22 protein-coding genes are annotated in these 23,620 nt (G+C 74.3%); 9 read left to right on the top strand and 13 right to left on the bottom strand.

Translation table 11 applies throughout. The features are described from left to right. Positions 1-52 precede the first annotated feature (52 nt). A complete protein-coding gene (locus FVS66_RS12590; RefSeq protein WP_149181281.1) occupies positions 53-1,177 on the bottom strand; it encodes a bile acid:sodium symporter in 1,125 nt (374 codons plus the stop codon). 316 nt (positions 1,178-1,493) lie between these two features. Between FVS66_RS12590 and FVS66_RS12585 the strand changes: the two genes are divergently transcribed. Beyond that, a complete protein-coding gene (locus FVS66_RS12585; RefSeq protein ID WP_262386957.1) occupies positions 1,494-3,317 on the top strand; it encodes a long-chain fatty acid--CoA ligase in 1,824 nt (607 codons plus the stop codon). A gap of 551 nt (positions 3,318-3,868) precedes the next feature. Here FVS66_RS12585 and FVS66_RS12580 read toward each other — a convergent pair. The 4 genes from FVS66_RS12580 to FVS66_RS12565 all read right to left on the bottom strand — a co-directional run bounded on the left by FVS66_RS12580 (position 3,869) and on the right by FVS66_RS12565 (position 8,121). Continuing rightward, positions 3,869-4,642, bottom strand: coding sequence for a hypothetical protein (locus FVS66_RS12580; RefSeq protein ID WP_187645499.1), 774 nt, complete (start codon positions 4,640-4,642; stop codon positions 3,869-3,871). A 119-nt stretch (positions 4,643-4,761) separates the two neighbouring features. After that, on the bottom strand, positions 4,762-6,045 hold the full coding sequence (locus FVS66_RS12575) for a VWA domain-containing protein (RefSeq protein ID WP_149181279.1): 1,284 nt from the start codon (positions 6,043-6,045) through the stop codon (positions 4,762-4,764). Positions 6,046-6,193: 148 nt separating this feature from the next. Continuing rightward, positions 6,194-7,057 (bottom strand): class I SAM-dependent methyltransferase, encoded by an 864-nt coding sequence (locus FVS66_RS12570; RefSeq protein ID WP_149181278.1) that lies wholly within the window; start codon positions 7,055-7,057, stop codon positions 6,194-6,196. Positions 7,058-7,083: 26 nt separating this feature from the next. Beyond that, positions 7,084-8,121 carry an AraC family transcriptional regulator gene (locus FVS66_RS12565; RefSeq protein ID WP_149181277.1) on the bottom strand — a complete coding sequence of 346 codons (1,038 nt, stop codon included), beginning with the start codon at positions 8,119-8,121 and terminating at the stop codon, positions 7,084-7,086. An 81-nt stretch (positions 8,122-8,202) separates the two neighbouring features. On the opposite strand from FVS66_RS12565, the gene FVS66_RS12560 reads away from it, so the two are divergent. Next, entirely contained in the window at positions 8,203-9,060 is an 858-nt protein-coding gene (locus FVS66_RS12560) for an NmrA family NAD(P)-binding protein (RefSeq protein ID WP_149181276.1), read from the top strand. A 15-nt stretch (positions 9,061-9,075) separates the two neighbouring features. On the opposite strand, the gene FVS66_RS12555 is transcribed toward FVS66_RS12560, so the two are convergent. Continuing rightward, on the bottom strand, positions 9,076-9,381 hold the full coding sequence (locus FVS66_RS12555; protein ID WP_149181275.1) for a 4a-hydroxytetrahydrobiopterin dehydratase: 306 nt from the start codon (positions 9,379-9,381) through the stop codon (positions 9,076-9,078). Positions 9,382-9,511: 130 nt separating this feature from the next. Here FVS66_RS12555 and FVS66_RS12550 point away from each other — a divergent pair, with 130 nt between their 5' ends. Continuing rightward, entirely contained in the window at positions 9,512-10,369 is an 858-nt protein-coding gene (locus tag FVS66_RS12550) for a helix-turn-helix transcriptional regulator (RefSeq protein WP_149181274.1), read from the top strand. Between the two features lie 27 nt (positions 10,370-10,396). Here the strand turns inward: FVS66_RS12550 and FVS66_RS12545 are convergent, their stop codons facing one another. Next, positions 10,397-10,822: a hypothetical protein gene (locus tag FVS66_RS12545; protein WP_149181273.1), complete on the bottom strand. Its 426-nt coding sequence runs from the start codon at positions 10,820-10,822 to the stop codon at positions 10,397-10,399. Between the two features lie 279 nt (positions 10,823-11,101). Between FVS66_RS12545 and tdh the strand changes: the two genes are divergently transcribed. The 3 genes from tdh to FVS66_RS12530 all read left to right on the top strand — a co-directional run bounded on the left by tdh (position 11,102) and on the right by FVS66_RS12530 (position 14,380). Continuing rightward, positions 11,102-12,130, top strand: coding sequence for an L-threonine 3-dehydrogenase (gene tdh / locus FVS66_RS12540; protein WP_149181272.1), 1,029 nt, complete (start codon positions 11,102-11,104; stop codon positions 12,128-12,130). Positions 12,131-12,156: 26 nt separating this feature from the next. Further along, positions 12,157-13,350 carry a glycine C-acetyltransferase gene (locus FVS66_RS12535; RefSeq protein WP_149181270.1) on the top strand — a complete coding sequence of 398 codons (1,194 nt, stop codon included), beginning with the start codon at positions 12,157-12,159 and terminating at the stop codon, positions 13,348-13,350. Between the two features lie 73 nt (positions 13,351-13,423). Further along, positions 13,424-14,380, top strand: a complete 957-nt coding sequence (locus tag FVS66_RS12530; protein ID WP_149181268.1) for a LysR family transcriptional regulator — start codon at positions 13,424-13,426, stop codon at positions 14,378-14,380. 4 nt (positions 14,381-14,384) lie between these two features. Here FVS66_RS12530 and FVS66_RS12525 read toward each other — a convergent pair whose 3' ends face one another. The 3 genes from FVS66_RS12525 to FVS66_RS12515 form a co-directional block, all read right to left on the bottom strand. Continuing rightward, positions 14,385-15,485, bottom strand: coding sequence for a DNA alkylation repair protein (locus FVS66_RS12525; RefSeq protein WP_149181266.1), 1,101 nt, complete (start codon positions 15,483-15,485; stop codon positions 14,385-14,387). Positions 15,486-15,631: 146 nt separating this feature from the next. Then, a complete protein-coding gene (locus tag FVS66_RS12520; protein WP_149181264.1) occupies positions 15,632-17,746 on the bottom strand; it encodes a phage holin family protein in 2,115 nt (704 codons plus the stop codon). Positions 17,747-17,823: 77 nt separating this feature from the next. Further along, positions 17,824-18,228: a hypothetical protein gene (locus FVS66_RS12515; RefSeq protein WP_149181263.1), complete on the bottom strand. Its 405-nt coding sequence runs from the start codon at positions 18,226-18,228 to the stop codon at positions 17,824-17,826. Positions 18,229-18,281: 53 nt separating this feature from the next. Between FVS66_RS12515 and FVS66_RS12510 the strand changes: the two genes are divergently transcribed. Beyond that, complete coding sequence (locus FVS66_RS12510) at positions 18,282-19,055, top strand: MBL fold metallo-hydrolase (RefSeq protein ID WP_149181303.1); 774 nt, start codon at positions 18,282-18,284, stop codon at positions 19,053-19,055. After that, entirely contained in the window at positions 19,052-19,672 is a 621-nt protein-coding gene (locus tag FVS66_RS12505) for a VTT domain-containing protein (protein WP_149181261.1), read from the top strand. Before FVS66_RS12510 ends, FVS66_RS12505 begins: the two co-directional genes overlap by 4 nt. A gap of 6 nt (positions 19,673-19,678) precedes the next feature. Here the strand turns inward: FVS66_RS12505 and FVS66_RS12500 are convergent, their stop codons facing one another. The 3 genes from FVS66_RS12500 to FVS66_RS12490 form a co-directional block, all read right to left on the bottom strand. Then, positions 19,679-20,749: an MBL fold metallo-hydrolase gene (locus tag FVS66_RS12500; RefSeq protein WP_149181259.1), complete on the bottom strand. Its 1,071-nt coding sequence runs from the start codon at positions 20,747-20,749 to the stop codon at positions 19,679-19,681. Next, positions 20,746-21,987: an aminotransferase class I/II-fold pyridoxal phosphate-dependent enzyme gene (locus tag FVS66_RS12495; protein ID WP_149181257.1), complete on the bottom strand. Its 1,242-nt coding sequence runs from the start codon at positions 21,985-21,987 to the stop codon at positions 20,746-20,748. Before FVS66_RS12495 ends, FVS66_RS12500 begins: the two co-directional genes overlap by 4 nt. A gap of 69 nt (positions 21,988-22,056) precedes the next feature. Further along, on the bottom strand, positions 22,057-22,809 hold the full coding sequence (locus tag FVS66_RS12490; protein WP_149181255.1) for an ANTAR domain-containing protein: 753 nt from the start codon (positions 22,807-22,809) through the stop codon (positions 22,057-22,059). A gap of 201 nt (positions 22,810-23,010) precedes the next feature. On the opposite strand from FVS66_RS12490, the gene FVS66_RS12485 reads away from it, so the two are divergent. Continuing rightward, positions 23,011-23,620, top strand: a 610-nt coding sequence (locus tag FVS66_RS12485; RefSeq protein WP_149181253.1) for a PAS domain-containing protein, incomplete at its 3' end; no start/stop codon positions are given.

Genomic DNA, 23,620 nt, shown 5'->3' with positions numbered 1-23,620 from the left:
CATGCCATCACGGTAGCTGTCGTGATCATGGCGGCGGGAGGGCAGGGCGTGTTCACGCCACCGGGCGGTCGGCCGGGGCGGGGTCTCCTGGGTTTCCGGGGTCCCCGGGGCTTCCGGGGTCCCCAGGGTTTCCGGGGCTTCCGGGGTCCCCAGGGTTTCCGGGCTCTCCGGGCCGCGGGTCCCCCGCACGGCGGCGGGCGATCACGGCGCAGACCATCAGCTGCATCTGGTGGAAGAGCATCAGTGGCAGCACGGCCAGCGACGCCTGCGCGCCGAACAGCACGCTCGCCATCGGCAGCCCCGCCGCGAGGCTCTTCTTCGACCCGGCGAACTGGATCGCGATGCGGTCCTCACGCCCGAAGAAGCCCAGCCGCCGTGACCCGTACCAGGTGAGTGCCAGCATCGCCGCGAGCAGCACCGCCTCGAGGCCGAGCAGCGCGGCGAGGCGCGCCGGGGTGACCTGGTGCCAGACGCCCCGCACCATGCCCTCGCTGAACGCGGTGTACACGACGAGGAGGATCGAGCCCCGGTCCACGTACGACAGGACCTTGCGGTGCCTGCCGACGAACCCGGCGATCCAGCGCCGCGCGACCTGCCCCGCCAGGAACGGTACGAGCAGCTGCCCCACGATCCGCAGCAGCGCGTCGGCGGAGAAGCCGCCCACCGTGCCGCCGAGCAGCAGCGCGGCCAGCAGCGGGGTGAGCACGATGCCCGCCAGGCTCGAGAACGAGCCCGCGCAGATCGCGGCGGGGACGTTGCCGCGGGCGATGGACGTGAACGCGATCGACGACTGGACCGTCGACGGGACCAGGCACAGGAACAGCAGGCCCGACGCGAGCTGCGGGGTGAGGACGAGCGGGCCGAGGCCCTTCGCGGCGGCCAGCCCGAGCAGCGGGAAGAGCACGAATGTGCAGGCCAGGATGGTGACGTGGAGGCGCCAGTGGCGCAGTCCGTCCACCGCCTCCCGGGTGGAGAGGCGAGCACCGTAGAGGAAGAAGAGGAGCGCGATCGCGGCCGTGGCGGCGCCGTCCGCCACCTCGGCGGCCTGGCCGGAGGCGGGAAGCAGGGCGGCGAGGCCGACCGTCGCGACAAGGGCGACGATGAACGGGTCGACCGGCAGCCGGGCCGGGATGCGGGGGCGGAACGCCCTGCGCGGGCTCTGGGGGCTGCGGGTCATGGTTCGGGGGCTCTCGTCGTGGGGCGGGGTCGGAGGCGGATGAGGGGGCTTCGTTGGGGCAGTGGTGCTGATGTCGCCTCTCCCATCTTCGGTCACGCCTCAGTGTGATCGGCGCGTACAGATCTGGTGGAGATTCGGCCACCCGCTCCTTACTCGTGAGTCAGTAAGAGCTCACCCATAGCCGCCGTGACCATGTGCTTACCGGTCTGACCAGTAGCAACGTCATTTGTCCAGACTTGATGAAGCCCCTCCCGCATCAACTCTCCGTGGGGTACCGTCACCCTCCGCTGTGCTGAGCGCCACAAGGAGCAGGCCATTGCGCGAGTTGACAGTCCCACCCCTGGCGACGGCTCCGCTGGTCGGTGGACTGGCCGACGCGGTCTTCGACCACGCCGCCAGCGATCCGGACCGGGTCGCGCTGGGCCGCAAGGACGCGTCCGGGCGGTGGGGCGAGGTCACGTCCCAGGAGTTCCGGGACGAGGTGCTGGCCCTCGCCAAGGGGCTGCTGGCGCACGGCGTACGGTTCGGGGACCGGGTCGCTGTGATGTCCCGTACACGCTACGAGTGGACGCTGTTCGACTTCGCGCTCTGGACCGTGGGCGCCCAGCCGGTGCCCGTCTATCCGACGTCCTCCGCCGACCAGGTCCACTGGATGCTGCACGACGCGGCCGTCACCGCGTGCGTCGTGGAGCACGAGGACCACGCCATGACCGTCGGCTCGGTGGTGGACCGGCTCCCGCATCTGAAGCGGCTGTGGCAGCTGGACACCGGGGCGGTCGACGAGCTGGTGGCTGCGGGGGCGCAGATCGACGACGAGGTGGTGCAGCGGCACCGGCGGGCGGTGACCCCGGAGTCGGTCGCCACGGTGATCTACACGTCCGGGACGACCGGGCGCCCCAAGGGGTGCGTGCTCACCCACGCCAATTTCATGTTCGAGGCGGACACCCTCACCGAGCGCTGGGAGCCCGTCTTCCGCCCCAAGCCCGGCGACGAGGCGTCGACGCTGCTGTTCCTGCCGCTCGCCCATGTCTTCGGCCGCATGGTGGAGATCGCGGCGGTGCGGGGGCGGGTGAAGCTGGGCCATCAGCCGACGCTCACGGCGAGCGCGCTGCTGCCCGATCTGGCGGCGTTCCGGCCGACGTTCGTGCTGGCCGTCCCGTACGTCTTCGAGAAGATCTTCCACGCGGCGCGGCGCAGGGCCGAGACCGAGGGGAAGGCGGCGGTCTTCGATCGGGCGGTCGAGGTGGCGGTGCGGTACGCCGAAGCCCTGGAGCAAAGAGAGTTCGGGGCCGGCCCCGGGCCGTCGGCGGGGCTGCGGGTGCAGCACCAGTTCTTCGAGAAGGTCGTGTACGGAAAGGTGCGCGAGGCGCTCGGCGGGCGCGTGCGGCACGCGATGTCGGGCGGCTCGGCCATGGCCCGCCGGATGGGGCTGTTCCTCGCGGGCGCGGGCGTGACGGTCTACGAGGGGTACGGGCTGACGGAGACGTCGTCGGCGGCGACCGCCAACCCGCCCGGGCGGACCAAGTACGGCACCGTCGGGCTGCCGGTGCCCGGCACGTCCGTACGGATCGCGGAGGACGGCGAGGTGTGGCTGAACGGCCGCAACGTGTTCTCCGGCTACCTCAACGACCCGGCCGCCGGCGACGCCGTCCTGCACGACGGGTGGCTGGCCACGGGGGACCTCGGGGCGCTGGACGAGGACGGCTATCTGACCATCACGGGGCGGAAGAAGGAGATCCTCGTGACGACGAGCGGCAAGAGCGTCGCGCCGCTCGCCCTGGAGGACCGGGTACGGTCCCACCCGCTGGTCGCGCAGTGCGTGGTGGTCGGCAACGACCGGCCGTACATCGCGGCGCTCATCACCCTCGACCAGGAGGCGGTGGAGCACTGGCTCGCCATGCAGGGCCGGGCTCTCCTGCCACCGGCCGACCTGGTCCGGGACCCGGCCCTGGAGAAGGAGATCCGGCGCGCCGTCATCGCCGCCAACACCCTGGTCTCCCAGGCCGAGTCGATCCGCACCTTCCGCATCCTCGCCCACCCGTTCAGTGAGGAGCACGGCCTCCTGACACCGTCCCTGAAGCTGAAGCGACGCGCCATCGAGACGGTGTACGCGGCGGAGGTCGACGCGCTGTACCGGTGAGCCTGGAGGCCGCGGCGGCGCCCCGGTGGTGGCGGCGCGGCAGCCCCGGCGGCACGCCGGACCCGGGGGCGTGGCGACTCCGGCGGCGCGTCGGCGCGTCGGCGCCGACGGCGTAGCAGGTCGTTCATCGCGGTGCTCGTGTCCCAAGCGGCTTGGAGACGCCTGGGATCGTGCAGGTCAGCCGTGTCCCGTCCCGGGATGTCCCCGGGGTTCGCCGATCTCTTGGCCGTCGGCCGGGGTGTCGGTCAGGGTTGGGCAGCAGCCGTTCGCGGCCCGCCGGGCGGGGGCGGAGCGGTGTCGGAGGGGGGGTCCGCCCGGATCGGGGGACCGGGCGGACCCCATCGGGCCGTACGTCCGGGCGCCGTTCAGTCCTTGCGGGACTCGTCCGTCGGGGCCTCCGGCAGCGGTCGTACGGCGGCGGTCGTACGGCGGCGGGCGACCTGCCGACGCACCGTCAGGGCAACGCGCGTCGCGGAGCGTTTCCGAGCCTTCCCGTGCGACGCCCGGGCGCGGCGGCACGGGCCCCGGGGAGCCCGGCCGCCGCGGGTCCGCTAGGTCCTGCCCGGCACCCCCGCCGGGCGCCCGTTGCCGCGGGTCAGGGTGTAGCCCCAGATACCCGCGAGCGCGGCCAGCGCGGCGCCGCCCGCGGTCCACAGCCAGCGGGTCGACCACCAGCCGGACGACCAGCCGTCCTCCGGCTCCACCGTGGCCGACGAGCCCTGTACGAGCGGGGTCGCCAGGGTGCCGTCCACCGCCGCGGCGCCGCCCGCGCCCTCGACGGTGACGTCCAGCGCCGCGTCGAAGGGCAGGCCGATGTCTGTGGCCGCCAGACGGACGGCCGTCAGGCGGACGTAGTACGCGCCGGGCAGCGGGTCGTTCGACCACGGCTCCGCCCAGGCGCGGACGGTGCGCAGGTGACAGGTCAGCTCGACCGAGCGGGCTTCGGCGGCGAGGGTTCTGGAGTCGCTGCCGTAGCGGCACGCCTGGCGGCGGCGCAGCCCGTCGTAGACGTCGATCCGCCAGGAGGTGCCGGCCTGGCGGGCGGACGCCTCGGGGAGCGTGACGGTGGCCCGGACGGTCGCGCGGTCACCGGCGTCGCCGGGGAACTGCCAGTACAGGTAGTCACCGGTCGACGCCTGGGCGGTGGCGCGCTGGCCGGGGCGCACGGCGGTGGCGGCCCGGAACGACGTGCCCGCCTCCGTCGGCGCGGGCGGCTCCCCGTCCGAGGCGGCGGACGGGGTGGGCGTCGGGCTCGCGGCGGCCGCCGCGCCCGGCAGGGCCAGACCGAGGAACGCGGCCCCGGCGAGCAGGACGGCGGTCGTCAGGGTCCGCACCCCTCGTGCCCCTCGTGCCCCTCGCGCCCCTCGTACGCCTCGTACGCCTCGTACGCCTCGTACGCCTCGTACGCTCCGCGCGGTCCGTACGGTCGTCCTTGCAGTACGCATCAGTTGGTCCTCCAGACGGCGACGCGCCAGCGCGAGAGCCAGCCCCACAGGAGCCCGGCGACGAAGCCGGCCAGCGCGAGCACGCCGAGCAGCCACCAGCCGCGGCCGAGACCGAGGAACGCGGCATCGGCCGCCTCGTCGGGGCCGTCCACGACGGCGATGCTCAGCTCGACGGGCAGGCCGGGCGTGGTCTTGACGGAGGCGGGCGCGGAGAAGGAGTTGCTGACGCGCAGACAGACGGTCTCCGCGGCGGGCTTGTCCGAGTCGGCGTCCTCGATGTCGGGCTTCGGGTAGCGCAGGCCGGTCGAGATGACATCGGTACGGCCGTCACCGGCCGACTCGCCCCGCACGATCTCCCGGCCGGACAGCGTGGAGGCCCGCAGCAGGACGCCGTAGTCTCGGTCGACGGCACGGTCGGCGGCGATGCTCACCGAGGCGCGCAGCTCCTGGCCCGGGAGGACGTCGACGCGGTACCAGCGGTGCTGGCCGAACGTCTCGCGGTCGGTGTAGAGGCCGGGCTGGAGGCTGGGGGCCTTGGCGCACTGGGCGGCACCCTCGGTGGCGACCGGCGTGAGGACCGGCTTGGCGGCGCGGTCCACCAACTGACTCACGCGTCCGGAGAGTTCGTCGGTGTGCTGGATGGAGGTGTAAGTGCCGCCGGTGGCCTCGGCGATACAGATGAGCTGCGCGCGGGTCTTGGCGTCCGGTACGAGGCCGAGCGTGTCGATGGTGAGATGGATGCCCTTGGCGGCGATCTCCCGGGCGACCTCGCAGGGGTCGAGGGGCGCGCAGGTGTCCTCGCCGTCGGTGATGAGGACGATCCTGCGGGTGGCCTCGCCGCCCTCCAGGTCCTCGGCGGCGCCGAGCAGCGCGGGTCCGATGGGTGTCCAGCCGGTCGGCGTCAGGGTCGCCACGGCGGCCTTGGCCTCGGTGCGGTCGAGCGGGCCGACCGGGTACAGCTGCCGGGTGTCCTTGCAGCCCTCCTTGCGGTCCTTGCCGGGGTAGTCGGCGCCGAGAGTGCGGATACCGAGCCGCACCTCGTCCGGGACGGCGTCGAGGACCTCGTTGAACGCCTGCTTCGCCGCGGCCATCCGGGACTTCCCGTCGATGTCACGGGCGCGCATCGATCCGCTGACGTCCAGGACGAGTTCGACCTTGGGCGCTTCCCTCTCGGCCGTGGCCGGTTCCCCGTCGTCGGCCCAGGCGGCGACCGGGGACAGCCCGCCCGTCAATGTGACCAGCAGGCCGCACAACGCGGCCGCCAGTCGCTTTCGTGTGATCATCGCCGGATCATATTGACCGGGGTGTGTCCTCCCCAACTCGCCGTCGGTACACATCCGCCGGCCGCGCCGGCCGAGAGCGGCGCCGACGTCCGGCGGGGCGAGGACGTCGACGCGCGGTCCCGGTGGTGACGGCCGGAGCGGTCCGGCGTCAGGGGGCGACCCTGCGGGCGGTGTGCACGGTGCGGGCGGCGAGCAGATACACGTCCGGGCGGCGGTGCAGGCTCGCCGGATCGTCCGGGTCCAGGAGGCGGTCGAGGCTCGTGCGGTCGTCCTCGGAGAGGCCGTCGGCGAGCGCCGTGCGGTGGCGGCTGAAGGTGGCGGTCACATGCTCGCGCACGGCGTCGGGGACGGGTGCCGGGATGTCCAGCAGGAAGGTGCGCGTGCCGCTCGGGGCGAGGCCGGCCGCGCCGAGGAGGGAACGCCAGTCCTCGGTCTCCTCGCGGGCGCCGGGGGGGGCGGCCCGCATCTCGGTGAACCAGTCGGCGGACGCCGCGTCGAGCCGCGTCTCCAGGCCGGGGCGGCCGAAGCCGATGTCCCGGGGCAGGCTCCGGCCGGGCAGGCCGCCCTCCACGACGGCGAGCAGGCCGCCCGGGCGCAGCCGCCGGGCGAGCCCGGCGAGGGCTCCTCGCTGGTCACCCAGGTGGTGGACCGACTCGCCCGCCCAGATCAGGTCCGCTTCGCCCAGGTCTCCCGTGTCCCGGGGCAGTTCGGCCAGGTGCGTGGTGACGCGGGCGCCCCGCTCGGCGGCCCGGGCGCGAGCGCGTGCCAGCAGCTCGGGGGTCGCGTCGACGGCGACCACCTCGGCGTACGGGAACGCCTCCGCGAGCAGACAGGACAGCACGCCGGGGCCGCTGCCGACGTCGAGGACGCGGCGCACGCCGCCCAGCGGCAGCAGATCGGTGAGCCAGGCCGTGGCCTGCCGGTACAGCGGAGTCCGCAGCTCCGCGCCGGCCTCCAGCAGCGGGAGCATCTCGTTCCAGTCCATATGGGTGGTGTCGTGATGGTGGGTCATGGGGACAGCGTGCGACGCACCCGCATCTACCGCAAGGAAACTTGCCGCTCCGGCAAGCTCGCCGTTCTGCCCGCCCGGTACTCCTGGGGGCTGACACCCCGTACGCGCTTGAAGGCGGCACTGAACGCGAAGGCCCCGCCGTAGCCGACCCGCCGCGCGACGCTCTCCACCGTCGTGTCCGTCTCGCGCAGCAGGTCCGCGGCGAGCGTGAGCCGCCAGCCCGTCAGATACGCCATCGGGGGCTCCCCCACCAGGTCCGTGAACCGCCGCGCCAGCGCGGCCCGCGACACCCCGGCGCGTGCCGCGAGCGAGGCGACCGTCCAGGGATGTGCGGGCTCGTTCTGGAGCAGCCGCAGGGCCGTGCCGACCACCGGGTCGCCCATGGCCCGGTACCAGGCGGGCGCGGCGGCCTCCGGGCGGGCGAACCAGGCCCGTACCGCCGCGATCAGCAGCAGGTCCAGGACCCGGTCGAGGACGACGCTCTGGCCGGGCTCGTCGCGGCTGATCTCCTCCTCCAGGACCGGGGCAAGAGGGCAGGCCCAGGCGTCGGCGGGCAGGTGCAGCAGGGGCGGCAGCGCGTCGAGCAGCCTGCGGCTCACCTCGCTCTCCACGCGGTACGTGCCGACGAGCAGAGTGTCCCGGCCGTCCGGGGCGTTGCCCCAGGTCCGTACGCCGAGCCGCATCGTCTCCTCCAGCGGTTCGCCGTACAGCGTGTGGCAGGCGCCGCCGGGGCCGATGAGCGCCTGCGGCGGGGTGTCGGCGGCGCCGGCGACGGTGTACGGGGCGGGGCCGCGCGCGATGGCGAGGTCGCCGGGCAGCAGCCGCACGGGGGCCTCGGCGCCTCCGTCACTGCCACTGCCACTGCCACTGCCGTTGCCGTTGCCGTCGCCGCTGCGGGAGCCGTCGCCGTCCGGGATGATCCACGCCTCGCCGCGGCTGACGCACATCACGCACAGCGGCGCCCGGTCCTCGACCCTCACCGACCACGGGGGCGCCATCACCATGCGCAGCAGGAAGGCCCCCCGGGCCCTGGGTCCGTCGAGCAGTCCGGCGAGTGCGTCCATGCGGTGAGCGTAGACGCACACGTAGGGCATCGAGCCTCTGGAGCATGGATCGTCCAGGCTCCGGCCCCGAAGCTGGTCGTCATGAACGAGAACACGGATGAGCGGATGACGGTGCTGGTGACGGCGGCGACGGGCAAGACCGGGCGCCGCGTGGCGGAGCGGCTGACCGAGCGCGGCCTCGGCGTACGGGCGGGGTCCCGCACGGGCGGCACGCCCTTCGACTGGGAGCGGTCCGCGACCTGGGCCCCGGCCCTTCGCGGCGCGGACGCGGCATATGTGGCGTACTACCCGGACCTGGCGGCGCCCGGCGCGGTGGACGCGCTCGGCGAGTTCGGGCGGCTCGCGGCGGAGGCGGGGGTGCGGCGGCTGGTGCTGCTGTCCGGGCGCGGTGAACCCGAGGCGGTGCGCGCCGAGCAGGCGTTGCGCGAGGCGGCTGGGAACGGGAGCGGAGGTGGAAGTGGCGTGGAAGTGACCGTCGTACGGGCCTCGTTCTTCGCGCAGAACTTCACCGAGGGCCTGCTGGCCGACGGCGTCACGGCGGGCGAGATCGCCTTCCCGGCCGGCTCCACCGGCGAGCCGTTCATCGACACCGACGATGTCGCCGACGTCGTGGTGGCCGCTCTCGCGGAGGACGGACACGCCGGACTCGTCCACGAGCTGACGGGGCCTCGGCTGCTGACGTTCGCCGATGTCGCGGCGGAGACCGGCGCGGCGGCGGGCCGCGAGGTGCGGTACGTGCCGGTGTCCGAGGCGGAGTACGCCGCGGCGCTGGGCGCATACGGGCTGCCGGAGGCGGACGCCGCCTGGGTGGCGGGGCTGTTCGCGACACTGCTGGACGGCCACAACGCGTCCGTGACGGACGGGGTACGGCGGGTGCTGGGGCGTGAGCCGCGGGACTTCGCCGAGGTCGTGAAGGCCGCGTTCACGCCCGGGGCGTGACCGACCGGACGAGGGTCAGACGGCCCCGTGGATCGCGGCGACGGCGTCCACCCGTGACGCGAGTTCGAAGTCCCGGTCCGTGACCGCGCCGCCCGCGTCGTGGGTGTTCACCGACAGGGCGACCGTGTTGTAGCCGAGGGTGAGATCGGAGTGGTGGTTCAGTTCGTCCTGGATCCGGGCGATGTGCACGACCATCGCGGTGGCCGCGAAGTGCGTGGACAGGCGGTACGTACGGGCGATCCGGTCGCCCGCGAGCGACCAGCCGGGCAGTTCGCGCAGCCGGTCCTCGATCTCCTTCTGCGACAGCGGTTCGGTGGGCATGTCCCGTGCTCCCTTCCCGTTCGGTGCCGGTGGGCCGGCGTTCCGGCGTGCGGTGGCGACGATCCCGACCTTACGGTCCCGGGACCGTACGCCGGTGGTCAACACGGCCGTCTCGGCTACCGTCTGCGGTATGACGACTGTCGCGACGGGCACGGGCGTGGGAGCGCTGCTGCGGGGCTGGCGGCAGCGCCGGCGGCTGAGCCAGCTGGAGCTGGCGCTGCGGGCGGGCTCGTCGGCCCGGCACGTCTCGTTCATCGAGACGGGCAGGTCCCGTCCGAGCGAGGAGATGATCCTGCGCCTCGCCGAGCACCTGGACGTGCCCGTGCGGGAGCGCAACGCGCTGCTGCTGGCGGCCGGTTACGCGCCCCGGTACGCCGAGTCGTCGCTGGACGGCCCGGAACTCGGGCCGCTGCGCGAGGGCGTGGATCGGCTGCTCGCCGGCTACGAGCCGTATCCGGCGTTCGTCGTGGACGGCTCCTACACGGTGCTGGCCGCGAACCGCGGGGTCGCGATGCTGCTGGCGGGCCTGCCGGAGCGGTTGCTGGCCCCACCGCTGAACGCGATGCGGATCACCCTCCACCCGGAAGGGCTCGCGCCGAGAATCCGCAACCTGCGGGAGTGGCGCGGGCACCTGCTGGCCCAGATGGAGCGGCAGATGGCGCTGTCGCGGTCCGAGCCGCTGCGGGCGGTGTACGAGGAGGTCGCCGCGTACCCGCTCGCGCCCGGCCCGGAGCGGGAGCTCGGTGGCCGGGAGGGCGGGGAGAGCCCGGACGGCCCGGACGGCCCGGACGCGGCGGGCGCCCCGTACCCGTACTTCGCGCTGCCTCTGCGTATCGAGCACGACGGTCGGGTGCTGTCCTTCGTGTCGTCGATCTCGACGTTCAACACCCCGCTGGACGTGACGGTCGCGGAGCTGGCCGTGGAGACGCTGCTGCCGGCGGACCCGGAGACCGCCGCCTGTCTGCGGTCGCTCGGCCAGGCGTGGTGACGGACGGGGGCGCGGCCGCCACGGCTTTCAGGCCGCCTGGCCGGCGGTGGCGCGCAGGGCGGACCACTGAAGGGCGGCGAGGCACGCGACGGTGGCGGCCTGCGCGGGGATCCAGAGCCTGCCGGCCTTGCTCGGCTCCAGCCACGCGACCAGTGCGACGAGGCTGAGGAGGGCCCACAGCACGTTGGCGTCGACCACCAGCTTCACGGGGTCGGCGGGCGGCCGGGGCCGCGAGCCGAGGTAGCCCACCACCGCCGCGTACGCGAGGAGGAAGACGCCCAGTCCCCGCAGGAGCGTGGCGTCCACACCGAGCAGTCGCCCGAGCGGACCGGGGGCGGACGCGTACGCCAGGCCGCCGGCTCCGGTGACGGCCGCGTCGAGCACGAGGAAGCGGCGCAGCATGGTCCGCGGCTCGGTGGTGCGGGACAGGCCGGCGAGCAGGGTGTGGGACATGGCGGATCAGCCTCCGTCGAGGTCGTACGGAACATGGACCGGGGGCGGGAACCGGGCGGAGTGCGAGCCGCCCGGGCCCCGGTGCGGACACCTTGCCCGGGAGGGTCGGGGGCGGTCGATTACCGCCGGGGTAATGGCCGGTGCGGCGGAGGTTCACCCGGTCGGCGGGGCGCGTGAAGCTGGGCTGTTGGACCGCTTAAGAAAACCTCGATGGACGCGGCCGTGCCGCGCTCGGCACATTGGTGGCATTCACCACTCTTCCCGCCTGGAGTCGCCGCGATGAAGGCCCTTGTCAAGCAGAAGGCCGAGCCCGGTCTGTGGCTGATGGACGTCCCCGAGCCCGAGACCGGTCCCGGCGATGTGCTGATCAGGGTGCTGCGAACCGGTATCTGCGGCACCGATCTGCACATCCGGTCCTGGGACGGCTGGGCCCGGCAGGCGGTCTCGACGCCGCTGATCCTCGGCCACGAGTTCGTCGGCGAGGTCGCGGCCGTCGGCTCCGACGTGGAGGACATCACGGTCGGCGACCTGGTGAGCGGCGAGGGACACCTGGTGTGCGGCAAGTGCCGCAACTGCCTGGCGGGCCGTCGCCATCTCTGCCGGGCCACGATCGGCCTTGGTGTCGGGCGGAACGGGGCGTTCGCCGAGTATGTGGCGCTGCCCGCGTCCAATGTGTGGGTGCACCGCGCGAAGGTCGACCTCGATGTCGCCGCGATCTTCGACCCGTTCGGGAACGCCGTGCACACGGCGCTGTCGTTCCCGCTCGTCGGCGAGGACGTGCTGATCACGGGCGCCGGTCCGATCGGCATCATGGCGGCGGCCGTCGCCCGGCACGCCGGCGCGCGCAGCGTGGTGATCACCGATGTGAGCGAGCCGCGGCTGGAGCTGGCCCGCAAGGCGGGCGCGACGCTCGCCGTGAACGTCGCGGAGAGCGGCATCGCCGACGCTCAGCGGCAGCTGGGGCTGCGCGAGGGCTTCGACGTCGGCCTGGAGATGTCCGGCCGCCCCGAGGCGATGCGGGACATGGTCGCGAACATGACGCACGGCGGCCGCATCGCGATGCTGGGCCTGCCGGCCGACGAGTTCCCGGTCGACTGGGCGAAGATCGTCACCTCGATGATCACGATCAAGGGCATCTACGGCCGCGAGATGTTCGAGACGTGGTACGCGATGACGGTGCTGCTGGAGGGCGGCCTGGACCTGAGCCCGGTGATCACCGGCAAGTACGCGTACAAGGACTTCGACGCCGCGTTCGACGAGGCGGCCACGGCCCGCAGCGGCAAGATCATCCTCGACTGGACCGTCTGACCTTCCCTCTCTAGGAGCACGCCTTCATGTTCGCGTCCGTTCGTGACGAACTCCGCGCCACCATCGACGAGATCCGCGATGCCGGGCTGTACAAGCCCGAGCGGGTCATCGGCACCCCGCAGTCCGCGTCCGTCGCCGTCACCGCGGGCGGTGCGCCCGGTGACGTACTGAACTTCTGCGCCAACAACTACCTGGGCCTGGCCGACCACCCCGAGGTCGTCGCCGCCGCCAAGGACGCGCTGGACCGGTGGGGCTACGGCATGGCCTCCGTACGGTTCATCTGCGGCACGCAGGACGTCCACAAGGAGCTGGAGCGGCGGCTGTCGGCGTTCCTGGGCCAGGAGGACACGATCCTGTACTCCTCCTGCTTCGACGCCAACGGCGGTGTCTTCGAGACCCTGCTCGGCCCCGAGGACGCGGTGATCTCCGACGCCCTCAACCACGCGTCGATCATCGACGGCATCCGGCTGTCCAAGGCCCGCCGCCACCGCTACGCCAACCGTGACCTGGCGGACCTGGAGAAGCAGCTCCAGGAGACCCGGGACGCCCGGCGCCGGCTCATCGTCACGGACGGCGTGTTCTCGATGGACGGCTACGTCGCGCCGCTGAAGGACATCTGCGACCTGGCCGACCGGTACGACGCGATGGTCATGGTCGACGACTCGCACGCCGTCGGCTTCGTCGGCGCGGGCGGCCGGGGCACGCCCGAGCTGCACGGGGTCATGGACCGGGTGGACATCATCACCGGCACCCTCGGCAAGGCGCTGGGCGGCGCGTCCGGCGGTTACGTCGCGGCCCGCGCCGAGATCGTCGAGCTGCTGCGCCAGCGGTCGCGCCCGTACCTCTTCTCGAACTCGCTGGCCCCGGTGATCGCCGCCGCGTCGCTGAAGGTCCTCGACCTGCTGGAGTCCGCGGGCGACCTGCGGGAGCGGCTCGACGCGAACACGAAGCTGTTCCGTACGCGGATGGCGGAGGAGGGCTTCGAGATCCTGCCCGGCGACCACGCGATCGCGCCCGTGATGATCGGTGACGCGGCGAAGGCGGGGCGCATGGCGGAGCTGCTGCTGGAGCGCGGTGTGTACGTGATCGGGTTCTCCTACCCGGTCGTGCCGATGGGCCAGGCCCGTATCCGGGTCCAGCTGTCGGCGGCGCACTCGACGGCGGACGTGTCGCGGGCGGTGGCGGCGTTCGTGGACGCGCGCGCCGCGATGGGGGCGTGAGCCGGACGGCTGACAGCCGACGGCCGACGGCCGAGCTGCGTGGGACGCGTGGCGGCTGAGTGACAATGGCAGGGTGATCGACCCTCGCCGGCTGCGCATACTGCGGGCCGCGGCGGACCACCGTACGGTGACCGCCGCAGCCGCGGCGCTGTACCTCACGCCGTCCGCCGTCTCCCAGCAGCTCGCCGCGCTCGAACAGGAGACCGGCCACACACTGCTGACCCGCAGCGGCAAGGGCGTACAGCTCACACCCGCCGGGGAGATCCTGCTGGACCACGCCAACGAGGTGCTGGCCCAGCTGGAGCGTGCCGAGGCCGAGCTGGCGGCGTACGCGGGCGGTACGGCGGGCGAGGTGTCCGTCGCCGCGTACGCGACGGGCATCGCGGAGGTCCTGGCCCCGGCGATCGGACGGCTGGCCGAGCGGCACCCGGGCATCCGGCTGCGCGTGCGGGACGCGGAGGGCGACGAGTCGCTGCCGCTCGTCCTGGACGGCGAGGCGGACGTGGCGCTGGCGGTGGAGTACCGGGGCGCGCCGCGCGAGGGCGACCGGCGGCTGGCGCGCGTACCGCTGTACGCCGAGCCGTTCGACGCGGTGCTGCACGCCGGGCATCCGCTGGCGCAGGAGCCCGAAGTCGCGCTGGCGGCACTCGCGGACAGTGACTGGATCGGCCAGTCGCCCGGCAACCCGTGCCACGACATGGTGCTGCTCGCCTGCGAACTTGCGGGCTTCGAGCCGCGGCTCGTGCACGTCTCGGACGACTTCCGCGCGGTGGTCGCACTCGCGGGCGCGGGCGCCGGGGTGGCCCTGGTGCCGCGCTCGGCGCTGCGCGGCATCGAACTCAAGGACGTGGTGGTACGGCCGGTGGCGGGCCCGGCCGCGTTCCGCCGGGTCTTCGCGGCGGTCCGCAGGGGCGCCGAGGACCACCCGCTGATCCGCCCGGTGCTGAACGCCCTGGCGGAGTCGGCGACGGGCCTGTCGGGCCCGGGCTCCCCGGCCGGGCCCGCGTCCGGGTTCCCGTCCGGAGGCTGAGCGTCTACGCGGGGTCCGCGTCGCCGTCGCCGAGGGTGAAGGACGCCTCGCCGCGGGGGCGGCCGTTGACCTGGAGCTGCACGGCGTGGACGCCCGGGTGGTAGCGGCGTGTGGTGATGGGCCGGAACGAGTGTCTGCGGGTCGCCGACCACTGCTCGCCCGGTGCCAGGGCACGCGTCGTGAGCTTGAAGACCTTGGGGGTGCGGGTGCCGTTGGCCTTCATATGGTGGATGACGTAGTCGATGACGACCTCGACGGTGCGGTCGCCGGTGTTGGTGACCGCGTAGTCGAAGACCAGATGGTCGCCGACCTTGATGACCGGGGTGCGCACCTGGGGTCCCGTCACGTCGACGGGGACGTCCGGTGAGTGGCCGAGGAGGGTCAGCGCGTCGGCGTTCCCCGCCTTGACGAGGGTGCGCAGACCGTGCCGTACGACGCGGGTGGCCGTACCGGATTCGCCGCCGAGCCAGCGCGCCGCCGCGTCGACGGCGATGGCGGGGTGGTCGCGGCTGATGTCGTTGAGGTGGTTGGCGACGGACCGGCGTACGTACTCGGATGCGTCGCCGTGCAGCGCGTCCAGCAGCGGCAGCGCGGGCGTCGGGTCGGCGATCAGCGCGGGGATCCTGGACGCCCACGGCAGCCGGGGCCGGGTCCCCTCGGAGGCGAGGCGCCGCACGTGCGGGTCGGGGTGGCCGGTCCACTCGGTGACGGTCCGCAGGGCCCGCTCCAGGTCGGCGCGGAGGAACGGGCGTATCGCGGTCTCGGCGGTGAGGCGGGGCGTCAGCTCGGCGAGGAGGGCGAGGGCGGGTTCGAAGGCGTCGAGGCCGCGCACGGCCACCGCCTCGGTGACCGGGAAGGTCATCCAGCCCGTGAACTCCGGGTCGTCCAGGGCGGCGCGCAGGACCCGGGCGAAGTCCGGGTACGCCGTGGGGAGATCGGCCAGGACGGCGTCCCGTACCGCGGTGACCCGCTCGCTGAAGCCGAGCCCGTCCAGTCGGCCGGCGCGGCGACGGGTCTCCTCGGCGGGGGTCCCGTTCGCGCGTGTGAGGCAGCGGGCGAGACCGGCGACGGTGTCGGCGCCGAGCAGTTCGTCTGCCGTGGGCACGGGGCCTCCTTCTGGTTCCGTCACACGTGTGCGGCGTGGCGGTGCGCGGGCGGGCGCCGTCACCGTACCGCGCCGCCCGGAGGGGGCCCCGGCCCGGGTCCGGCGTGCGCCGCGCACCCTGCGGGCAGCCGTCCCGCCCCGCCGAATCACCCGTGCTGGTCCGGTGCGAGACCGTCCGTCACCGGAGAGCCCTCGTCCGTTCGCCCGGCCGGCGGAGACTCCCGCACGGGTCCGATCGGCACCTGAGGCCCCTGGCTCTCCTCCAGCCAGCGCCGCAGCACCCGGTGCACGGCCTCCGCGCCGATCAGCGCCTCGCCGTCCGCGACCGGCGGCGTGAGGTCGTGCGGCCAGAGCAGGAAGGCGTCCGACTGGCCGCCGCCGAGTCCGCCGTGGGAGCCGATCTGGTCCTCGAAGGCGTGCACCCGGCCGGTCTCCGGGTCGTACATCGAGTTGACCATGATGTCCGCGACGTGCGGGAAGGAGTCGGTGCGCCGGATCGCGTCGGCGGTGCCGGGGCCGAAGACGGCGAGCGGCCCCGACGTGTCGGTGAGGTCGTCGACCGGCGACTCGAACCCGCCGGCGCCGAGGACCACCGACCCGTGCCGCTCGCTGCGCACCAGGACGAACCCGACCCCGGGATGCCCGGCGAGGGTGCTCAGCAGTCCGGGGTACCGGTGGTCGATCTCCTCGCGGGACATCCGGTACGGCACGTCGGGGAAGGAGACCAGCCCCAGATTGCCGGAGGCCAGCACCACAGGGCCCGCGCCGCGCGACGGGCGCTCGCCGCGCCGCTCCCCCTCGACCGGCCGGTGCAGGGCGCTGCGCAGTACGTTGCGGGCCTCGGCGCCGCCGGCGGTGTGCCGGGCGCGGCGGGAGACCGGCAGACCGCAGCCGGCCCGTACCAGGTCGCGCAGTGTCAGCCCGTACGCGCTCTCGAAGGTCTCGCCGAAGCTCTGGCCGTGGTCGGAGAGGAGCACGATCCGGTACGGGCGCGGCGCGTGCTCGGCGGCCTTCGCGATCAGTTCGACGCACCGGTCGAGGCGCTCCAGGACCTTCGCCGTGTCCCGGCTCTGCGGGCCCGAGTGGTGGGCGACCTCGTCGTACGCCACGAGGTCGGCGTACACGGCGGTCCGGCCGGCGAGCACGTCGCCCATCACGGCGGCGACGACCACGTCCCGCTCCACCACCGTCGCGAAGGCCCGCAGGACCGGGTACATGCCGCCGCGGGGCACGCGCGGGCTGTCGCCGCGGAGCCGGGCCCGGACCGACTCGCCGATCTCGCGGACCATCTCCGCGACGAAGGAGATCGCGGTGCGGGAGGCGTTGGCGGGGTCGCGGAAGTACGCGAAGTACCCGGCGCGCGAGCGGGTGCCGGGACCTCGGCGCGCGGTGACGGACAGCACCAGGGCGAGCTGGTCGGCGCCGCCGCCGAACAGGTTGCCGCGGCTGGCGCCGTCGGCGGCGAGGAGCCCCGGGTGGCCGGTGCGGACGGCGGCGCGGCGCTGGAGCTCGACGGCGCTCGCGGGCCGGTTGCTCACCATGAGCCGGCCGCTCTCCTTCTCGTACCAGCGGAACGCGGGCACGTCGTGGTTGGTGCCGTGCAGGATGGCGAGCTGGCTGGCGCCGGTCTGGCTGGACCAGTCGGTGCGCCACCGGGTGAGCCGGTGTGTGGTGCCCGCCCAGGCGGCGACGGTCGGCATCACCCCGGCGTCGAGCGCGTCCCGCAGCACCTGGTGGCCGACGCCGTCGAGTTGGAGGAACAGCGTGCCGGGCGGGCTGCCGGGGCCGAGGCCGACGCCGGTGCGGCGCCGCCCGGCGAGCCGGTACAGCCGCCGCCGGTAGGCGTTGTCGTCCCGGACGGCGAGGGCGGTGGACGTCGCCGAGGCCACGGCGGACATGACGGCGGCGACGACGACCGCGTTCTGCGGGTCGGCCTCGCCGCGCCCGTCGGGGATCAGCCAGAGCGCGACCAGCAGCAGCGAACCGTTCAGGAAGAACACCAGCATGCCCAGCACGAGCGCCGGCACGAGCAGCAGGGCCCGTACGACGAGCGGCCACACCAGCGCGCTCAGCAGACCGAACGCGCCCGCGCCCCAGGCGGCGGTGACGGCGGTACGGGTGATGGTGTCGCCGTCGTCGGACTGCAGCTGGAAGTCGGGGAGCGCCCCGGCGAGGGCGAGCATCGTGAGCGTCGACACGGCCCACACCACGACGACCCGCAGTACGGCCCCGCCCACCGCGCGCCAACGTGCCACGCCCACGCCGTCCGCTCCTCTCGCCTTTCGCCCGTTTCATCCGGGAGTCCAGCGTGGCACAACGTGCCGTGGCGGAGGACGGTTCAGCAGCCGTCGTACCCGGCGGTGGGCATGGACAGCCGCCGGTGCACCCGGGCCTTCATCACCGCGTCGTAGGCGGGCTCGTCCATGCCCGCCGTCTCCAGGCGTACGCCCCGGCGCTCGCACTCCGCCGAGAAGTCCCGCGCCGAGGTGACGGCCCGCTCCAGGACGCGGTCGTTCGGCGCGACGAACACGTCGACGGCGCCCTCCTCCACATCCGCCCACAGCATCCCGTGGTCGGGGCTCAGCCCGTAGAGGAGCAGTTGCCGGATGACGGCATAGCCCTTGTCGGCCGCCCACCGCTCGCACATCGCGTGCTGGCTGCGTGTGTCCACCAGGAAGGGGTCGCTGTCGAGTTCCTCGAGCGGCGTCAGGCTGGCGATCGCCGCCACGCGTACGTCGTCCATGGCCAGACCCTACTCCGGAAGGCGCCCGGCGGAGGAGCGGCGGCTCTACGCTCATAGGCATGGAGGTCACCTGGTGGGGCCACGCCACCTGCACGGTCGAGGACTCCGGCGTACGGGTCCTGACCGACCCGCTGTTCGTACGACGGCTCGCGCATCTGCGGCGGCGGCGCGGCGCGCTGCCCCCTCCCGAGGCCGCGCTCGCCGATCTCGTACTGATCTCCCATCTCCACTCGGACCACCTGCACGTGCCCTCGCTGGCCCGGCTCGCGCCCGGGACGCGGCTGGTCGTGCCGCGCGGCGCGACCCGGTCCGTGCCCGCCCTGCGGCGGCTGACGGAGCTGCGCGTCATGGAGGTCGGGGCCGGGGACGAGGTGAAGGCCGGGCCCGTGGTCGTACGGGCCGTGCCGGCCGCGCACGACGGGCGGCGGCTGCCGGTCGGGCCGCGGCGCTCCCCCGCGCTCGGGTATGTGATCCAGGGCTCGGTGCGTACGTACTTCGCCGGGGACACCGGGCTGTTCGACGGCATGGCGGCGGCGGTCGGCCAGGTCGAGGTGGCGCTCCTGCCGGTCGGCGGCTGGGGCCCGTACCTGGGCCACGGCCACCTCGACGCGGGCCGCGCCGCCCAGGCTCTCGCCGCGCTCGGTCCCCGCGCGGCGGTGCCGGTGCACTACGGGACGTACTGGCCGATCGGCCTCGACGCGGTGCGGCCGCACGAGTTCCACGCTCCGGGCGGAGAGTTCGTACGGCTCGCGGCGCGGGCGGCGCCGGGGGTGGCGGTGCATCTGCTGGACCACGGGGAGTGTGTGCGGCCGGGGGAGTCCTGGTGATCGCCGAGCTCGTCGGCCAGCTGCCTCCGGAGGAGACACAGCGGGCGGTCGGCTACTCGTCGCTGTTCCTGCTGGTCGCGCTGGGCGCGCTGGTGCCGGTCGTACCGACCGGGGCCATCGTCAGCTCGGCGGCGGTGGTGGCCTTCCACCAGACGGCGCCGTTCGCGCTGCTGTTCGTCTTCGTGGTCGCGGCGTCCGCCGCGCTCGTGGGTGATGTGGCGTTGTACTGGCTGGGCGGGCGCGGCGTCAGGTCGCGCAACGGCTCCCGCTGGCTGGCCGCGCTGCGCGCGCGGGCGGCGCCGGACCGCCTGGAGCGTGCCCAGACGAGGCTGCGGGAACACCGGGTTCCGGTCCTCGTCCTCTCCCGGCTGATCCCCGCGGGCCGTATCCCCGTCATGCTGGCGTGCCTGCTGGCACGGATGCCGCTGCGGCGCTTCCTGTGGGCCGATGTGCCCGCGGTCCTGGCGTGGGCGGCGACGTACCAGCTGATCGGCGTGGTGGGCGGATCGCTCTTCCCGAGGCCCTGGCAGGGCGTGGTGGCGGCGATCGGACTGACGGTGCTGATCAGCGGGGCGCCGTCGGTGTGGCGGCGGCTGCGGCCTGCCCGGGGCGGCTAGGGAGGGTCAGCCCGGGTCGCCGTCGGCCGTCCCGGTGCGTGAGCACGGGGACCCGAGCAGCCGGGATTCGCCCACCGCCAGGTTCCACAGGCGGTCCTCGGGGAGGCCGGCGGTCCGCCATGCCTCCAGGAGGCGGGTCAGGGGTTCCAGGACCGGTTCCGAGGAGAGGACGAAGGTGGCCCAGTGCATGGGGGCCATCGTTCCGGCGCCCAGGTCCTGGAAGGCGCGGACCGCTTCCTCCGGGTCGGTGTGGACGTCGCCGAGCCACCAGCGGGGGGCGTAGGCGCCGATGGGGAGGAGTGCCAGGTCGATGCCGGGGTGGTGGTGGGCGATCTGGCGGAAGCAGGGGCCGTAGCCGGTGTCGCCGGCGAAGTACACGCGGTTGCCGTGGCGGTCGGACACCACCCAGCCGCCCCACAGCGACCTGCATGTGTCGGTGAGGGTGCGTTTCGACCAGTGGTGGGCCGGTACGAAGTCGAAGCGGACCCCTCGGAGTTCGGCGGCCTCCCACCAGTCGAGCTCCGTGACCTGGGAGAAGCGGCGCCGCCGGAACCAGCGGCCCAGGCCCGCGGGGACGAACAGCGGGGTGGTGCGCGGCAGCCTGCGGAGGGTGGGCGCGTCGAGGTGGTCGTAGTGGTTGTGGCTGATGACGACCGCGTCGACCGGCGGCAGGTCCTCCCAGCGGACGCCGACGGGCGTGATGCGCGCGGGGGTGCCCATGATGCGGCGGGACCACACCGGGTCGGTCAGGACGGTGAGTCCGCCGACGCGGAGGATCCAGCTTGCGTGGCCCGCCCAGGTGACGGCGACGGTGCCCGGGCCCGCGGGTGGCAGCGGGCCCGGGGCGAACGGGAGGCTCGGGATGTCGCGCAGGCCGTCGCTTCCCGGGCGTACGGCCGCCGCGCCTTCGCGGGCCAGCCGGGCGAGGGCGCGGACGCCGGGCAGCGGTGCGGTGAGCCGGTCGGCGAACGAGCGGGGCCAGGTGCGTACTTCGCCGAGGGGGCGCGGCGCCGGCCGGGCCGGGGGGTGGGTGGGGTGCGGTGCCGTGGTGAGGTCGGTGTGCGTCCGGTCCGTCATCTTCGGGCTCCTTCACCGGGCGTCAGTTCGCCGAAGGTCGTCGACAGGGCCTCCAGCGCCTCCTTCACATGGGGCAGGTCCAGCGGGTCCGCCGCCGTCAGGGCCTCCAGTCGCTCGGCGGGTGTGGCGCCCAGCAGCGGGGCGGTGGCCAGGCGGACGCGCAGGGCGCCGAGTTCGTCGCCGAAGCGGTGGCCGCCGGGGACCGGGGTGCCGAGGCGTCCGGTCAGGTACTCCTCCAGTTCGATGGAGTCGGCGACGCCCCGCTCGGCGAGGTGGCCGCGGAGCGGGTCGAGGTCGGCGTACAGGTGGCGGCCCGCCTCGGGCGGGAGGGCGAAGGCGCCGGCGGAGAGGACCGCGCGGTGGGCCGCGGCGGCCACGCGCGCGTGGAGGGTGTTCGCGGCGGCGGCCCGCGAGGTGACCGGCTCGGGCTCGTCGAGTGCGTGGGCGACGGCCACGGCGAGCGGCCCGGGCAGTTGGGCGCCCAGCGCGGTGAGTACGTCGAGGGTGCGCGCGCGGTGGGCCGCGGCGGCGGGCGCGGCGGCCGGGAAGCGGGCCACGGCGGCGGGCCAGGCCGCCGGGGTGACTGATCCGGCGAGGTCGCACAGGACGGTGACGTCGTCGGGGGCCATCTCGCCGGGGCTGACGAACACCGTGTCGTGCGGCCGGTGCACGGTGTCCCGCCATGTCTCGTCGCTGACGATGTGCAGGCCCTCGCCGACGGCGGCCTCGCACGCCTCGCGGACGAGTTCGGGCGGGGCGACCGTGCCGGTCGGGTCGTCGGCGACGGAGAGCAGCAGGACGGCGGGGTGGCCGCCCTCGGCGCGGACCCGCCGTACGGTCTCCAGGAGGGCGTACGGGTCGGGGACGCCGCCGCACTCGGCGGGCGTGGGCACGTGGTAGGCGGGCCGCCCCAGGAGCCGGGCCTGCGGGGTCCAGGCGAGCGGGCAGGGTCGCGGCATCAGCACGTCGCCGCCGTGCGCGGCGAGCAGCGCCGCCAGCAGCGGGCCCGTGCCGGGCGCCGCGACGAGGTCCTCGGGGTGGCAGCGCAGGCCGCGCCGCGACAAGTAGCCGCAGGCGGCCTCGCGGAGGACGGGGCCGCCGCCGGGCGGTTCGGCGTCGGGCCGGGCGGCCGCGGCGGCGAGGAGGCCGGCGAGTTCGGCGACGACGGGGAGGCCGGTGTCGGGGGCGGGCGGCGCGTAGCGCACCTGGCCGTGCCCGTGGGCGGCGGAGCTGCGCATCGCGTCGACCTCCCGTGCTGCCGGGTGCTGTACGTGGCTCTACGTACCTGGAACCCTTTATACGAAGATTCAGGACGGTTCGCCGTTCGGCGGGCGTGCGGCCGTCCCGGGGCTCGGCGCCAGCCGGGCCAGTTCCTTCTCCAGGCCGCGGCCCCGGGTCCGTACGACGGCTTCCGCGACGTCGGCCAGCTTGCGGTTGGTGAGCTGGGAGACGCGCCGCAGCACGGCGTACGCCTCCTCGACTCCGCAGCCGAGGACGTGCATGACGATGCCGCCGGCCTGGTCGATGACGGGCCGGGAGCGCAGCGCGGTCTCCAGCTGGCCCACCTCGGTGAGGGCGGCGCGGTAGCGGCGGTCGCGTACGAGCCCGGCGGTGGCCTCCTCGCCCAGTACGGCGGCCGCGCCGTGCGCGGCGTTGCCGAGGGAGCCGGGGCGGAATCCGTACAGGTTGAGGGTCATGTCGATGCCGGCCCGGTGGAAGGGCAGGGTCACGCTGGCCCGTACGCCGGTGCCGAGTGCGGCGGCGCGGTAGGCGGGCCAGCGGTCGTCGTGCAGGAGGTCCTGGGCGTCGACGGGTTCGCCGCTGTCGAGGGCGGTGCGGATGGGTCCGTCACCGGAGTCGAGCTGGACGGTGACGAGTGCCGCCAGGTCCGGGTGGGTGGCGGTGGTGCGGCGTTCGTCGGTGTCGTCGTCCTCGTCGCCGAGGGTCGCGACGGCACCGCAGCAGGCAGGGACGGAGCGTACGCACTGCTCGGCGAGTTGCTGGAGTCGGCGCACGGACGACGCGGAGTCGGGTCCCTCGTGATCGTGCTCGGTCAGCATCAGGGGGGCATCTCCTTTCGATGTGCGGCTGCCCGCTGTCCGTCCCGTGAAACGGCCGGGCGCGGGGGGCGTACTGGGCGGTTACGGTGCTCCTATGCAGACGACGGGGCATATGACCGAGGGGCGCACGACGGAGTGCGCGCGGGGCGAGCGGGGGCTCGGGCGGGAGTGCGGGGCTCGGGCGGGAGCGGGGGCCGTCGGGTGAGTGAGACCGACGCGTTCGGGGAGGACCTCGCGGACTTCGTGCGCCGGGTCGCCGAGCTGCGCAGCGCGCGGGCCCTGCCGCCGGAGGAGCAGCAGGGTGTGCTGGACGCCGCCCTGTTCGAACTGCAGCACGCGGCGGAGACGCTGTGGCCGCGCTACGAGCGGCTCGCGGCGCGGGCCCCGGACGGTGCGCCCGCGGAGCGGCGGGAGCGGCAGTTGCTGAAGGCGCTGTTCCAGCGGCTTCCGCTGCCCGTCGCGCTGATCGACCGGGACACCGTCGTACGGCGTATGAACCTCGCCGCGACGGTGGTCACCGGCGTGCGCGCCGGGTACGCGACGGGCCGGCCGCTGGCCGCGCTGCTGACGCCCGCCGACCGTGCCCGGTTCCGTACGCAGACCGCGGCGACCGCGCGCGGCGAGGGCGGCCGCAGCCTGACCGTACGGCTCCAGCAGCGGCCGAAGGAGCCCGTGCGGCTCACGCTGGCGGCGCTGCCGTTGCCGGGCGAGCCGCAGCCGACCGTGGTGGTGGTCGTCCAGCCGGGCCTGGCGCAGGCGGGCCGGCCGGGAGCCGCGGCCGCGGCCGGTCGGGGCCCGGCCGGTGAGCCCG

The sequence above is a fragment of the Streptomyces sp. TRM49041 genome, from assembly GCF_008271805.1.
Classification (GTDB): domain Bacteria; phylum Actinomycetota; class Actinomycetes; order Streptomycetales; family Streptomycetaceae; genus Streptomyces.
Note: the sequence above shows the minus strand (reverse complement) of the source record. Positions and strands in the feature narration are given on the sequence as shown.